At 63.0% G+C, this 13979-nt stretch carries 9 protein-coding genes and 1 pseudogene; all 10 read left to right on the forward strand.

Annotated features, from left to right (window positions below; all coding sequences use genetic code 11):
• The first annotated feature begins 144 nt into the window (after positions 1–144).
• The 10 genes and pseudogenes from AB4Z53_RS15490 to aldA all read left to right on the forward strand — a co-directional run bounded on the left by AB4Z53_RS15490 (position 145) and on the right by aldA (position 13970).
• A pseudogene (locus AB4Z53_RS15490) lies at positions 145–1375 on the forward strand (HlyD family secretion protein).
• Positions 1357–3345 (forward strand): glycosyltransferase, encoded by a 1989-nt coding sequence (locus tag AB4Z53_RS15495; RefSeq protein ID WP_441596532.1) that lies wholly within the window; start codon positions 1357–1359, stop codon positions 3343–3345. The pseudogene AB4Z53_RS15490 and the gene AB4Z53_RS15495 overlap by 19 nt, the downstream one beginning before the upstream one ends.
• A gap of 493 nt (positions 3346–3838) precedes the next feature.
• Complete coding sequence (locus AB4Z53_RS15500; protein ID WP_441596631.1) at positions 3839–5452, forward strand: ABC transporter substrate-binding protein; 1614 nt, start codon at positions 3839–3841, stop codon at positions 5450–5452.
• Positions 5453–5470: 18 nt separating this feature from the next.
• Positions 5471–6454, forward strand: coding sequence for an ABC transporter permease (locus AB4Z53_RS15505; RefSeq protein WP_441596533.1), 984 nt, complete (start codon positions 5471–5473; stop codon positions 6452–6454).
• Positions 6451–7353, forward strand: coding sequence for an ABC transporter permease (locus tag AB4Z53_RS15510; RefSeq protein ID WP_441596534.1), 903 nt, complete (start codon positions 6451–6453; stop codon positions 7351–7353). The genes AB4Z53_RS15505 and AB4Z53_RS15510 overlap by 4 nt, the downstream gene beginning before the upstream one ends.
• Positions 7350–8165, forward strand: coding sequence for an ABC transporter ATP-binding protein (locus AB4Z53_RS15515; protein ID WP_441596535.1), 816 nt, complete (start codon positions 7350–7352; stop codon positions 8163–8165). The genes AB4Z53_RS15510 and AB4Z53_RS15515 overlap by 4 nt, the downstream gene beginning before the upstream one ends.
• Positions 8162–9112: an ABC transporter ATP-binding protein gene (locus AB4Z53_RS15520; protein ID WP_441596536.1), complete on the forward strand. Its 951-nt coding sequence runs from the start codon at positions 8162–8164 to the stop codon at positions 9110–9112. Before AB4Z53_RS15515 ends, AB4Z53_RS15520 begins: the two co-directional genes overlap by 4 nt.
• 78 nt (positions 9113–9190) lie before the next feature.
• The gene (locus AB4Z53_RS15525; protein ID WP_441596537.1) at positions 9191–11215 is read left to right on the forward strand and encodes a beta-N-acetylhexosaminidase; all 2025 of its coding nucleotides are present in this window, start codon (positions 9191–9193) and stop codon (positions 11213–11215) included.
• Positions 11216–11444: 229 nt separating this feature from the next.
• Positions 11445–12350 (forward strand): LysR substrate-binding domain-containing protein, encoded by a 906-nt coding sequence (locus tag AB4Z53_RS15530; protein WP_441596538.1) that lies wholly within the window; start codon positions 11445–11447, stop codon positions 12348–12350.
• A gap of 195 nt (positions 12351–12545) precedes the next feature.
• Entirely contained in the window at positions 12546–13970 is a 1425-nt protein-coding gene (gene aldA, locus AB4Z53_RS15535) for an aldehyde dehydrogenase (RefSeq protein ID WP_441596539.1), read from the forward strand.
• Positions 13971–13979 lie beyond the last annotated feature (9 nt).

The following is a 13979-nucleotide window of genomic DNA, read 5'->3' on the forward strand; positions in this document are numbered from 1 at the left end:
GAATGACGAAAAGCACCAATTTCTAAGGGTTGTCCGTTGGCCGTTTGCGCCCAATCTTCTCCGGCAGCCGGAGCGATGGACAGAATCGCGAATACGCTCTGGCGCTTGTCGAACCCGGCAAGGCAGTGAGTGAGAACGGTTTGAATGGTCCTTAATCACCGCATCACACGCATCACCGTCGGCATCCTTCTTCTGACGCTTGCCGTCGTCGTGCTTCTGCCCGGGTTGACCGGCTTTACCAGCCTCGACGGCACAGTGAATGCACGCTTTGCGCCCATCAATGCCCCGATCGACGGCGAAATCGGACAGGCGCCGCCGCGGATCGGAACACCAGTTTCCGAAAACGAGACACTTCTGACGATCCGCAATGATCGGGTCAATCGGGCGATTCTTGCTTCGCTGCAGGCGGAAGGAAAGACCGCGGCCGATCGAGTGACCGCACTTGAACGGGAACGGGACGAACTCGTCGCGTTGCGCAACCAGCTCGCCCATCGGCTCGAGAATTTCAAGAATGCCACCATTGCCAGCCTGGAACGCGAAATTCGCATCCTGCAGAAGCGGGTCGAAGTGTCACGCGCGCAGGACGTCGTTGCGAGGGTAGACCTGGACAGGCGGCAGGAGCTGGAATCCAAGGGGATCTTCACGCGAAGATGGTCGAGGCGGCAGCGGCCGCCGGCGCTGCCACGGGCGGTGAGGTCGAGATCAGCAACCTGTCGCTCGAACTGCTCGAACAACGGCTGACGGCGCTGCGACAGGGGATCTTCATCGTCGGCGATGGCCAAAACGACGTGCCCTATTCGCGCCAGCGTCAGGACGAGGTGATCGTTCGCATAAACGACATCAACACCCGGATTGTCGAAAACAGCACGCGCGCTGCCCAGATCGAACGGCAATTGTTCGAGGAGGAGAAGCGCGTTCGCAGTCTCGAACTGGCAGAAGTCACTTCGCCCTTCAGTGGCGTGGTGTGGACCCGCAACGTCGTCAACGGCTCCAACGTCATCTTGAACAACGAGCTGTTGCGCATCCTCGATTGCCGCGAACTGTTCGTCGACATTCTCGTTCCTGAAGTCGATTACGACGAGATCTACCCGGGCCGCGAAGCAGAGGTTCGGCTCCTCGGTCGGAGCGAAGTCTTCAAAGGAAAGTGCAGGCCGTCAAAGGCTCGTCCGCGGTCGTCGAGAAGGACAATCTCGCGGCGAAGGAGCCGGAGGCCGAGGAGCGCGATGCCAGGATCCGCGTTCAGCTTGTCCCCTCGGCACTCAATACCGATTTCGGCAATTTTTGCCAGGTGGGACGGACCGCGCAGGTCCGCATCTCCCGGCACAATCTGCAAGTGACGCAGTGGATCAAAGGACTGTGGTTCAACATCTTCTAGCGCTCGCGCCCACATTGCTGGTGATCGCCTTCTTCCTGCTCGGACCATCGAACTGGTCGCGGCATCAAAGCTGGGCGCGCACCATCACCTGCGCGGTCGTTGGCGCGGTCGCCTTGCGCTACATGGTCTGGCGTTTCTTTGAGACCGTTCTTCCCTATCCGGCCGATGGCGCGAACATATGGTGGGTTTGGATCGTCTTCGTCATCGAGCTCCTTGCCTTCACCGAGGTCGTTCTTTTCCTCATCCTGATGAGTCGATACGTCGATCGCAGTCTCGAAGCGGACCGCTTGGGAAAAACGTTCTTCGCGCGCGCGCAGCAGGAGCTGCCCACGGTCGACGTTTTCATTCCGACCTACAACGAACCGCTCGATGTGCTCGAGCGTACGATCGTCGGGGCCCTGGCGCTCGACTATCCCAAGGACAAGTTCAAGGTCTATGTTCTCGACGACGGCCGGCGTGACTGGCTGAAGACCTTCTGCGTGGAGCGGGGCGCAGTTCACGTGACGCGGACGGACAATGCGCACGCGAAAGCGGGGAATATGAACAATGGCCTGCGCGCAAGCTCGAGCGACCTCATTGCCATTTTCGATGCAGACTTCGTTCCCTATCGCCATTTTCTCAAGCGCACCTTGCCGTTCTTCTCGGACGTGGAGATCGGGATCGTCCAGACCCCGCAGCACTTCTTCAATGTCGATCCGGTGCAATCGAACCTGGGCTTGGAGAACATCTGGCCGGACGAACAGCGCCTCTTCTTCGACGAAATCGCACCGAGCCGCGATGTTTGGGATGTCAGCTTCTGCTGCGGTTCGTGCGCGATCGCCCGCCGCAAGGCCGTAGATGCGATTGGCGGCTTCCCGACCGAGTCGATCACCGAAGACCTGTTGACGACGCTGTCGATGCTCAACAAGGGCTACAAGACCCGCTATTTGAATGAACGCCTGTCGATGGGATTGGCGGCCGAGAACCTCACGGGCTATTTCGTCCAGCGGGAACGCTGGTGCCAGGGCGGCATCCAGACGCTCTATCTCCACAACGGCCCGTTGCGCGGACCGGGCCTGTCGCTGTTCCAGCGGATCATGTTTCTCCCCATGTCCTGGCTGGTGCAGTACGTCGTGCGGCTGATCGTGCCAATCGCCTATCTCTGGTTCGGCGCTCTGCCACTGCACTTCACGAGCGTTGCCGACTATGTCTCAAATCAGCTTCCGGTGCTGGCGGCGTATTTCCTCCTGATGCTGTGGATCACGCCGACGCGCTATCTGCCCGTCGTCTCAAGCGCGGTAGGGACCTTCGCGACGTTCCGCATGCTGCCCACGGTTCTATCCAGCCTCGTGCGACCCTTCGGCAAGCCGTTCAAGGTAACCCCGAAAGGCACCGGTAACGAGGCAAACAGCTTCGACGCCTACACCTTCGCCTGGATTGCCGGGTTCATCGCCGTCACGGCGCTCGGACTTCTGATCAACCTCGTGCCGGAAACGGCACAGGTCCAGGGATCGTTCTCGGCGATCGGAGCCGTCTGGTCGGGGATCAACATCGTCGTCCTCGTCATCGCGTCTCTGATCTGTTTCGAAAAGCCACGTCGCCTTTTCCAGGCCTTCAAGCTCGACGAGCCCGCCAAGGTCGATGGGACACTGGGACGCGTGGTCAGCCTCTCGCTCGACAAGGCGGTCGTCGCCGTCCCGGAGGAGGTGCGCTTCCAGTCTGCGCAGGTAACCCTCAGGCTCGACGGTTTCGAGCCGCTGCAGGCAGATCTGAGGCAAGTGACGCAGCGGCGCGGCGACATATCGCGTGCCGGCGACAAGCGGCGCTTCTACCTTCACCTTTACTATGACCTCAGCGGCAAGGAGCGTGACCGGATGATCGTCAAGCTCTACACCGGGCGCTACTCGCAGGATATACCTGACATCGACAAGATCGCTGTTTCGGTGAACCTCCTGCTTCGAGCCTTCGGGCGCACACGTACTGTCTCCTAGCGGGTCCAGATTTCACCACTGCCTAAACCGCCGAGCCGATAAATCTCGACCTGGACGCGGTACGGAGGAACTGTCGTCGGATGTGCGCGGCGATGGCATTGCCGCGAGCCGGCAGCTTGCAACGCCGCCTTCATGTTTGCCCCTCAAGTGTGGTGATTCTCGTTCCGACGACCCAATCCGGGTGCCTCTGCGACCAAGATCGGCCGCCTGCACACCTCGCTGAAATCGACTTTTTCGGAAGTGGTATTTAACTTCGAAATACCACTTATTAGCTTTTTCTCAGACTTTGGACTGGGCGGCCAGACGCCGATTGACAGCGCCTCTTTGACGGACTTATCGTTAAGTCAAATTACTTGACTTAATAGATCGATCAACGAAACCTGAGGGGGAATTCGTCATGACGGCAGTCGAGGAAATGCGGCCTTTGCGCAATGCGCCGAGGGTCGGGAGGAGTGGTACGGCATGGCGTTTTGGGACGCTCGCGACCGTGCTGATGATGATCGGCGCCGCAGAGGCGCGCGCTGAATCCGTGCTCACCATGCACATCGAAGAGCAGACGAGCTGGGTGCAGAATTTCAACCCGTTCGACCTTGGCGGTCGTCGGCAGAGCACCATGGATTTCGTCTACGAACCACTGGTGATCTTCGACGATTACGACGGCGGCAAGCCGGTCTTTCGGCTGGCGACGGCCTACAAGTTTGCCGACGACCTGAAGTCGATCACCTACACGCTGCGCGACGGCGTGAAGTGGTCGGACGGCAAGCCGCTGACCTCGGCCGACATGAAATTCACGCTCGAGATGATGCTCAAGAACCCGGCCGTCGATACCGTCGGCGTCGGCGAAACCGTCGCTTCAGTGGAAGCGCCGTCGCCGACCGAGGTGAAGATCAATCTCAAGGGCGTCGACACGCATTTTCCGGAGTCGCTTGCCGATTTCCCCGTCGTGCCAGAGCACATCTGGAAGGACGTGAAGGATCCGCTGGCCTTCAAGAACGAGACGCCCGTCGGCTCCGGCCCGATGACCGAGATCCGCCGCTTCACGCCGCAGGTCTACGAGCAGTGCCGCAACCCCAACTACTGGGATGCCGCGACGCTGAAGGTCGATTGCCTGAAGCTGCCGCAGATTTCCGGCAACGACCAGATGCTGGCGCTTCTGCCGGAGGGCTCGATCGACTGGTTCGGCTCCTTCCTGCCGCAGATCGACAAGACCTATGTCGGCCTCGATGCCGAGCACAACGGCTACTGGCAGCCGCCGGCCGAAACCGTTGCCTTCCAGATGAACTTCAAGTCGTCGAACCCCGGCAATGCCGAAGCCTTCAACGACATGACCTTCCGTCGCGCCTTCAGCCTTGCCATGGACCGCACCGCGATGGTCGATATCGCCGGGTTCGGCTACCCGGTCGTCAACATCCATGCGAGCGGCCTGCCGCCGCGCTTCGACAGCTGGCGCAACAAGGCCGCCGAGGGCGCGCAGGACGAGTGGCTCGCCTATGACATCGACAAGGCCAACAAGCTGCTCGATGATGCCGGCTACAAGAAGGACGGCGAAGGTTTCCGTACCACGCCGAGCGGCAAGCCCATCGCCTTCCCGATCATCGTGCCGAACGGCTGGACCGACTGGATTGACGCGGTGCAGATTGCGGCGGAAGGCCTGCGCAAGATCGGCGTCAACGCCTCCGTCGCCACGCCCGAATACGAGCAGTGGCAGAAACAGATCCTCGACGGCAGCTTTGAGGCGGTGATGAATTCGCGTGCCGACGGTCCGACGCCTTTCCGCGGCTACTTCCAGTCGCTGTCGACCGGCTTCGGCGGGCGTATCACCAGCGCGCCGTCACGCTATTCCAACCCCGAACTCGACAAGGTCTTCGATGACTACCGCCGCGCGGCGACGGACGAGGACCGCAAGAAGCTGTTCGATCAGGTGCAGGTGATCGTCGCCGACAATCTGCCGGTCGTCCCCGTCTTCAACGGTCCGACCTGGTATCAGTTCTCGACCAAGCGCTTTACCGGCTGGGTTACGAAGGATGAGCCGGTCATGAACCCCGAGGATCACGACAACAACCGGATGCGGCTGGTCCACCTGCTGCGCCTCAAGCCGGTGCAATAAGGCGAGACGGGCCCGACGATGTGGCTTTCCCGCCGGCGGCTTGCCGTCTACTGCGTGGCGTTCCTCTTCGCGATCGTCATGAATTTCGCGGTTCCCCGGATGATGCCGGGGAGCCCTGTCGACAGCATGATCGCCCAACTCGGACCGCGGGCAACGCCCGCGGCCATCGAGGCGATCAAGGCGCGCTTCGGCGCGATCGAGCAGCCGATCTGGCAGCAGTTCGTCGACTATGTCGTCGGGCTTGCCCATTTCGACCTCGGCGTCTCGGTCAAATACTACCCGCAGACGGTGCTTGAAGTGCTCGGCCGCTCGGCCGGGTGGACGGCCTTCCTCGTCGTCACGGCTATCGTCTTCTCGCTTTGCATAGGCGTGCTGCTCGGCGCGATTGCCGCCTGGCGTCGCGGCGGGCGTTTCGACAGTTTCGTCTCGCCATTCTCGGTGGTGATGATCGCCGTTCCGCCTGTCATCATCGCGCTCGCGACTCTCTTCACCTTCGGCGTGACGCTCCGGCTGCTGCCGGTCGGTTACGCCTACGATCCGAACCTCGATCCGGGGCTGAACTTCACCTTCTTCGGCAGCGTCTTCCTGCATGCGATCATGCCGGTGCTGACGCTCTCGCCCTATCTGATCGGCGAGTTCCAGACGACCATGCGTTCCAGCATGATCTCGGTGCTCGGCGAGGACTACGTCACCATGGGACGAGCCAAGGGATTGTCGGAAGCGGCCGTGATGTTCGGTTATGCGGCGCGCAACGCCATGCTGCCGGTGCTGACCAATCTGGCGCTGATGCTGGGTGCCGTCTTCGGCGGCTCGATCGTGACCGAAATCGTCTTCAACTATCCGGGCCTCGGCCTGACGCTCTATACCGCGAGCGTCGCCCGCGACTATCCGGTCATCCAGGGGCAACTGCTCTTGATGACGATCGCGACGCTCGGCGCCAATCTCCTGGTCGATATCATCTATGGCGTGGTCGATCCGCGCATTCGGGAGGGCAGGGTATGAATGCGGGCGTCTCCTTGTTCTGGCGGCAGAAGAAGGCCGTCGCCGGCCTTGTCATCATTCTCACGCTCTGCCTGATGGCGCTGTTTGCGCCGGTTCTGGCACCGGGCGATCCGAGCGAGCGCGTCGGCCGCTCGCATCAGCCGCCGACCGTCGAGCATGTCTTCGGCACGACCAAGATGGGCCGCGACGTCTTCTCGCAATTTGTCTGGGGCGCCAGGCCGTCCCTTGCCGTCGGCTTTGCCACCGGCCTTGCGATCACTGCGCTCGGCACAATCGTCGGCCTCGTTGCCGGCTATTTCGGCGGTCGCACCGATGCGACGCTCGATCTTGCGACAAACGCCGTGCTGGTCATTCCCAACATTCCGCTCTTGATCCTGCTCGCCTCCTTTGCCGGCACCGTCGGGCCGATGGCGATCATGGCGATCATCGCGCTCACCTCCTGGCCCTGGGGCGCCCGCATGACCCGGTCGCAGACCATGGCGCTCCGGCAGCGCGAATTCGTGGTGGCGGCGCGCATGGTCGGCGAGCCGCACTGGCGGGTGATCTTCGTCGAGATCCTGCCCAATCTGGTGCCGCTGATCGGCATCAATGTCGTCRGCAGCATCATCTATGCAATCGTCGCGCAGACGACGCTCGAATATCTCGGCTTCGGCGATCCGCTCCGGGTGACGTGGGGCACCATGCTCTACAACGCCCAGAACTCCTCGGCGATCATCGTCGGTGCCTGGTGGGACATCGCCGTCCCGGCCGCGGGCATCGCGCTCGTTGGCCTTGGTCTTGCACTCATCAACTTCACCTTCGACGAGATCGCCAATCCGCAGCTTCGCTCTGGGCCGGCGCTCAGCCGCTGGCTGCGGCTGACGCGACTGCGCCGTCGCGAGCTGGAGGCGGCCCGATGAGCGATGCACTCCTGGAAATCCGCAACCTAAACGTCGATTATCTGCTCGACGACGGCGCCTTCCGCGCCGTCAACGACGTCTCCTTCGAGGTCCGCCGCGGTGAACTCTTCGGCCTTGCCGGCGAATCCGGCTGCGGCAAGAGCACCATTGCGTATGCGATCACGCGGCTGTCGAAACCGCCGGCCTGGGTGGCCGGTGGCGAGATCCTGCTCGACGGCCAGAACCTCCTGAAGATGCCGGAAGCGGCGCTGCAGAGTGTGCGCTGGCGGCGGATCGGCATGGTGTTCCAGAGCGCCATGAATTCGCTCAATCCGCTGATGCGGGTCGAGGCACAGTTCTTCGACGTGCTGCGGCGGCACACCGGCGCGACGCGGCCTCAGGCGCGTGCGCGGGCAGAAGAAATGTTCCGGCTCGTCGGCATTCCGGTGGGTCGTCTCGACGACTATCCGCACCAGTTCAGCGGAGGCATGCGGCAGCGCATCGTCATCGCCATCTGCCTGGCGCTGAAGCCGGAGCTGATCATCATGGACGAGCCGACGACGGCGCTCGACGTGGTGGTGCAGCGGGAGATCCTGGAGCAGATCGTCGACCTGCAGCGCAGCCTCGGTTTCTCGGTGCTGTTCATCACCCACGACCTGCACCTGATGGCGCAGCTCTGCCACCGCATCGGTGTTATGCTGAAAGGGCAACTGGTCGAGGTCGGCGACACGCAGCAGATCAGCCGCGCGCCTTTACACGACTACACGCGGAAACTCTGGGGCGCGATCCCGCAACTGCCGTCATCCGTCCGCAGCCTGGGGGTCGTCGAATGAACGTGATGCCGCTGGCGACGACAATGGCTGGTGAAGACGACGCGATCGTGCGCCTCAACGACATCAGGCGCAGCTTCGGCGCCGTCGAGGCCTTGCGGGGTATTTCGCTCGCCTTGAAACCCGGCCGGGCGCTGGCGCTGGTCGGCGAGTCCGGTTGCGGCAAGACCACCTGTGCCCGCATCGTCGCAAGGCTCGATGCGTCGACATCGGGGAGGATGGCGTTTCGCGGCGCCGACGTCACCGAGGCCGGCGAAAGGGCCGAGGAAAAGATACGTCGCCGGGCGATCCAGATGGTGTTTCAGGATCCGTTCGCCTCACTCAATCCGGTGTTCTCCATCTACCACCATCTCGCGCGGCCGCTTCTGTTGCACGGTCATGCGAAGACCGGGGCCGAAGCACGGGCGGCCGTCGCGCGCCTGCTCTCCGATGTCGGCCTTGATCCCGGTGTGACGGCGCGAAAATTTCCGCACGAACTGTCCGGTGGCCAGCGCCAGCGGGTCAACATTGCCCGCGCGCTCGCCGTCGGGCCGGATGTGCTCGTCGCCGACGAACCGACATCGATGCTCGACGTTTCGATCCGGCTCGACATCCTGGAACTGCTTGCGCGCATCAAGCGCGAGCGCAACCTCGCCATGCTCTATATCACCCACGATATCGCCACGGCCGCGCATATTGCCGAGGAGGTCGTCGTGATGTTTGCAGGCCAGATGGTCGAGTGGGGCGAGACCGGCACCGTCATCGGCGATCCCCGCCATCCCTATACGCAACTGCTTCTGTCTGCGGTTCCACATCCCGATCGCCCCTTCGTGCCGGGGCAAAGCGCCCGCTTCCTCGCCCATGCCGACGACGTGCGGCGAAAGAGCCGTCCGGCCTCCGACGTGGTGGAAGAAGTTACCGTGAATCACTTCGTCCGTGCCCTTGGCCAAACGCCGACGGGAGCTATGTGAACCGAAGACACGCCTTCGCCAAGAAACGCGCGGGCCTTCCGGCCGATCACAGAGACCAATCACTCATGGAGCCATTTGATGACGTTTGCCGCCAAATCTGACTATCTTCTGGAAACGCTCTGGGTGCCGGTCGGCACCGCCGACAGGTCGGTCTATGCGCTGACGCTCACCAACAATTCGGACCGGACGATCAAGGGTTTTCGCCTCGGCGTCTCGGGCCCCGCGCGCATCGATCCTGCCGCCGAGGTCGAGGGCGGGCAGCTTCTCGTCCGGCTCTCCAACTATGCCGAATTCGCACCGCCGGAAGGGTTTGAACTGAAGCCCGGCGCGACCTGGACGCTCAAGGCCCTCGGCATGAGCTTCGAGCCGCGCCACTGGACCGATGGCGCCAATGCCGCTTTCCTCGTTCTGTCCGACGGCACGAATGCGCCAGTGGCCGTGCTTGCCTCGCGGGCGCACGGCGACAACGCCGAGCTGAAGCGCGGCGCCGCCGTCTATCCGGTGCCGAAGGTGGCGCCGGTGCCGGTCTCGATCGTGCCCTGGCCGCAAGCTGTTGCGGTCTCCGGTCAGTTGCTGGCGCCTCCGGGTCTCGATCTGAAGGCCGAAGGCAGTGAAGCGTCCGCCGCTGCGAAGGCGTTTGCCGATCTCACGGCCAGCCTATTTCCGGTTGAGGGCATCGTCCGGCCGGCGGCGGAAGGCGGTTTCCCGGTCGCTCTGTCAAAGGCAGCAGACCTTGGTCCGGAGGCCTACACGATCCGCTTCTCGCCCGCCGGCGTTGCCGTTTCGGGCGGTAGCGAGACGGGCATCCTGTATGGTCTGATCACGCTCGGTCAGGTCCTGCGCGGGGCGCGGTCGCATCCGGGCACCTTCGTGTTTCCGACGGGCGGCGAGATCAAGGACGAGCCGGCGCTCGCCTGGCGCGGCACCCATCTCGATGTCGCGCGGCAGTTTTACAGCACCGCCGAGGTCGAGCGCTTCCTGCGGCTGATGGCCTGGAACAAGCTCAACCGTTTCCACTGGCACCTGACCGATGACGAGGCTTGGCGCATCGAGATCGACGCCTATCCGGCGCTGACCGAAATCGGCGCCTGGCGCGGCCACGGCCGCAAGATCCCGCCGCTGCTCGGCTCCGGGCCCGAGCCGACTGGTGGCTATTACACCAAGGCGGCAGTCCGTCAGATCGTGGCGCTGGCAGCCAACCTCGGCATCGAGGTGATGCCGGAGATCGATATTCCCGGACATTCCTATGCCATGCTGCAAGCGATCCCGGAACTGCGCGACCCCGACGAGAAGGGCAGCTATCATTCGGTCCAGGGCTTCCCGGACAATTGCCTCAACCCGGCGCGTGAAGAGACCTATCGCGTGCTGGAGATCATCTTCGACGAGTTGATCGATCTCTTCCCGATGCGCGCCATCCATGTTGGCGCCGACGAAGTACCACTCGGCGCCTGGTCCGGTTCGCCGGAAGCGCTCGCGCGGCTGCGCGCGCTTGCCGGCGACGAGGTGGCCGAAACCCATGCCAAGCGGCTGAACGTCGTCACGAACACCCATGGCGCCGATGAAATCGACGGATCGGGTGCCGCGGTGCTGCAGGGCGAGTTCCTGGCGCGCGTCCAGAAATTCCTGGCAAGCCGCGATTGCGCCACCGGCGGGTGGCAGGAGGCGGCCCACGGCAATGTCATCGACAAGGCGAAATCGCTGCTCTTCGGCTGGCGCACGGTCGAGGCATCGGCAGCACTTGCCGAGGAAGGCTATGACATCGTCGTCTGCCCCGGCCAGGTCTACTATCTCGACATGGCCAACAGCCCGGCCTGGTCGGAGCCGGGCGGCAGCTGGGCCGGCTGGTCGGATCCGGAAAAGCTCTACACCTTCGACCCCGTGGAAGGCTGGACGGATGCGCAGAAGAAGCATCTGCTCGGCGTGCAGTGCTGCATCTGGTCCGAGCCTATGACCGACCGCGCCGTCTTCGACCGGCTCGTCTTCCCCCGGCTTTCGGCGCTGGCCGAAACCGGCTGGACCCGACCCGAGCGAAAATCCTTCAAGCGCTTCGAGGCACTGGTCGGGCTGATGCCGGTGCTCTACGGCTTCTATGCCGCGGAGTAAGAACGAGTGAGTTTCCAGTTTTCGTCTGGGCTTGGCCAGGCGATGGCTTGGATAGGTGAACGGCGGCGAGAGCCGCCGTTTGTCGTTGCGAGACAACCGGACGCATGCCTGTGGTCCGTGGGTGCGATTTGGATTTTCGTGCTTGTGCGCTAGAGCACGGCACGCAAGAGTATGCATCGATCCCGCGACAATCCGCAGGGACGCAGCGTTTCTCGAGGCCACGTTATCGATGCGAAGACTTCCTGGACTGTCGGCGATGAAGGTCTTCGAAGTGGTCGGGCAGACCCGCAGCTTCACGCGGGCGGCTGAGCGGCTCAACCTCACGCAAAGTGCCGTCAGTCGGCAGGTCCGCAACCTCGAGGACGAGCTTGGCGAAGACCTGCTCATCCGCCGCCACCACCATCTCGAGCTGACGTCGGCGGGTGCTGAACTGCTGGCGACGATCCAGGAGGCGTTTCACAGCATCGAGGTTTCGCTGCGCAACATCACCGAGAAGAGCAACCAGAACCGCTTGCGGATCAACGTGCCGCCGACCTTTGCCAAGCGCTGGCTGCTGCCGCGTCTGCCGAGACTGCGTTCAGCTTTGCCCGACGTCGATATCAGCCTCAGCACGGAGGCCACGGACACGCTTGCCGAGCGCGGCCTTCTCGATTGCGCGATCCGCTTCGGCGACGGCGAATGGCCGATGCTGGATGCCAGTATCCTGATGACCGAGCGGCACGTGGTTGTCTGTGCGCCATCGCTGCTCGAAGGGGTGAAAATCGAAGGTCCGTCGGACCTCCAACGCTTCACCTTCCTGCACGTGCTCGCGTCGCCCGACCGGCGCTATCTGACCTGGCGCCATTGGCTCGATGCCGCGGGTTTTCAGGATGTCGATACCCGCGGCGGGCTGGAGTTCGACCTGCTCGATCTCGCGATCGAGGCGGCCTGCGCAGGACTGGGCGTCACCGTCGCCGACCGTTCGATGGTGCGCAATCAGCTTGAGAGCGGGCAATTGGTTCAGCTATTCGACGTCGATGTTGAGGGGCATGAATCCTATTGGTTCGTCACGCGGCCCCAGGCGGGAACCGACAGCAAGGTCGATGCCTTCCGCGCCTGGCTGCTTACGGAAGTTTCGGCTGACCGAGTTGCCTGAGCCAAGCATTCCATTTTGGAATGCTCTCACTGAAAATTACTCGCTTGTGCCTCCGGGCCTATCGTCGCAACAGTTTCGTGACGGTCTCGGTCGGGGAGAGAGACGGGCCGTCGCTCGTTGTGCTCTCTCCCGCGCAGTCCGCTTGTCCCGCGCGCCTTTGGCGCCCGGAGCCGCGGCCAACACATCCGAGATGCCATGAGCCCTTATCGCAACTTTTCCGGCGGTCGTTTCATCGAAAGCACGTCTGCGGTGACGATCGACGTCCGTAATCCGGCAACCGGCCAGGTCTTCACATCGGTGCCGGCGGCAACGGACGACGAGGCAAAAGCGGCGGTCGAGGCAGCCGTGAAGGCGCAGCGCGCCTGGGCGGCACTGCCGGCTATTCAGCGCGGCGACGCGCTCCGCCGGCTGGCTGCAGTGCTGGAAAGCCGCGCCGAGACCATCGGTGCGGCGCTGGCAAAGGAGTCGGGCAAGAGCCTCGCCGACGCGACCGCCGAAGTCATCTACGGCGCCGAACTGATGCGCTATCACGCTGAATGGGCGCGCCGCATCGAGGGCGAGGTGATCGAAAGCGACAATGCGGGTGAAACGCTCCTCCTCAAGCGCGTTCCGATCGGCGTCGTTGCCGGCCTGATCCCTTTCAACTATCCGATCTACACACTGGTGCGCAAAATCGCCCCGGCGCTGATAGCGGGAAACGCCGTCGTTGTGCGCCCGAGCAACAACACGCCGACATCCGCCTTCGTTTTGGCCGAAGCGATCGTCGAGGCCGGCCTGCCGGAAGGTCTCGTCAACATCCTCACCATGTCGCATGACGTTGCGAAAACGCTCTGCACCCATCCCGGCGTCGGCATGATCACGCTGACCGGCAGCGTTTCGGCCGGTCGCATCGTGCTCGACTACTGCAAGGAAAACATCGCCAAGCCTTCGCTCGAACTCGGAGGCAAGACGCCCGTGATCGTCGAGCCGGATGCGGATCTCGATGCAGTGGCAGCGATGATCATCGCCGCCAAGACCGCCCATTGCGGCCAGGTCTGCACCAGCGCCGAGCGGCTCTATGTCCACGAAAGCGTGCACGACACGCTGCTCGCCAAGCTGCGTGAAGGTTTTGCCGCCCGCGCCTTCGGCGACCGTGCCGAGGACGCGACCCGCATGGGGCCGCTCGCCAACGCCGCCGCGCAGAAGCGGGTGCATGAAATGGTCGAGCAGGCGAAGGCGGAAGGTGGAACGGTCGAGACCGGCGGTCATCTTCCGGAAGGACCGGGCTACTTCTATCCGCCGACGCTGATTTCCGGCTGCCGGCAGGAGATGGAGATCGTGCGCGAGGAAGTCTTCGGTCCGGTGCTCGCGATGATCCGCTACTCGACGTTCGAGGAAGCATTGGCAAAGGCAAGCGACCATCAGTTCGGGCTGAGCTCGGTACTCTTCACCGAGAACTACCGCACCGTCATGCGAACCAGCGACGCCATCGAGGCCGGTGAGCTCTATGTCAACCGCTTCCCGGCCGATCCCTATCAGGGCTTCCATGCCGGCTGGAAACGCTCGGGCCTCGGCGGCGACGACGGCAAGCACGGCATGCTGGAATTCACCCAGACGCGCCTCGTCGTCCTGAAACACTGACCTTCTGAA

The sequence above is a fragment of the Ensifer sp. 2TAB8 genome, from assembly GCF_052115125.1.
GTDB lineage: Bacteria > Pseudomonadota > Alphaproteobacteria > Rhizobiales > Rhizobiaceae > Ensifer.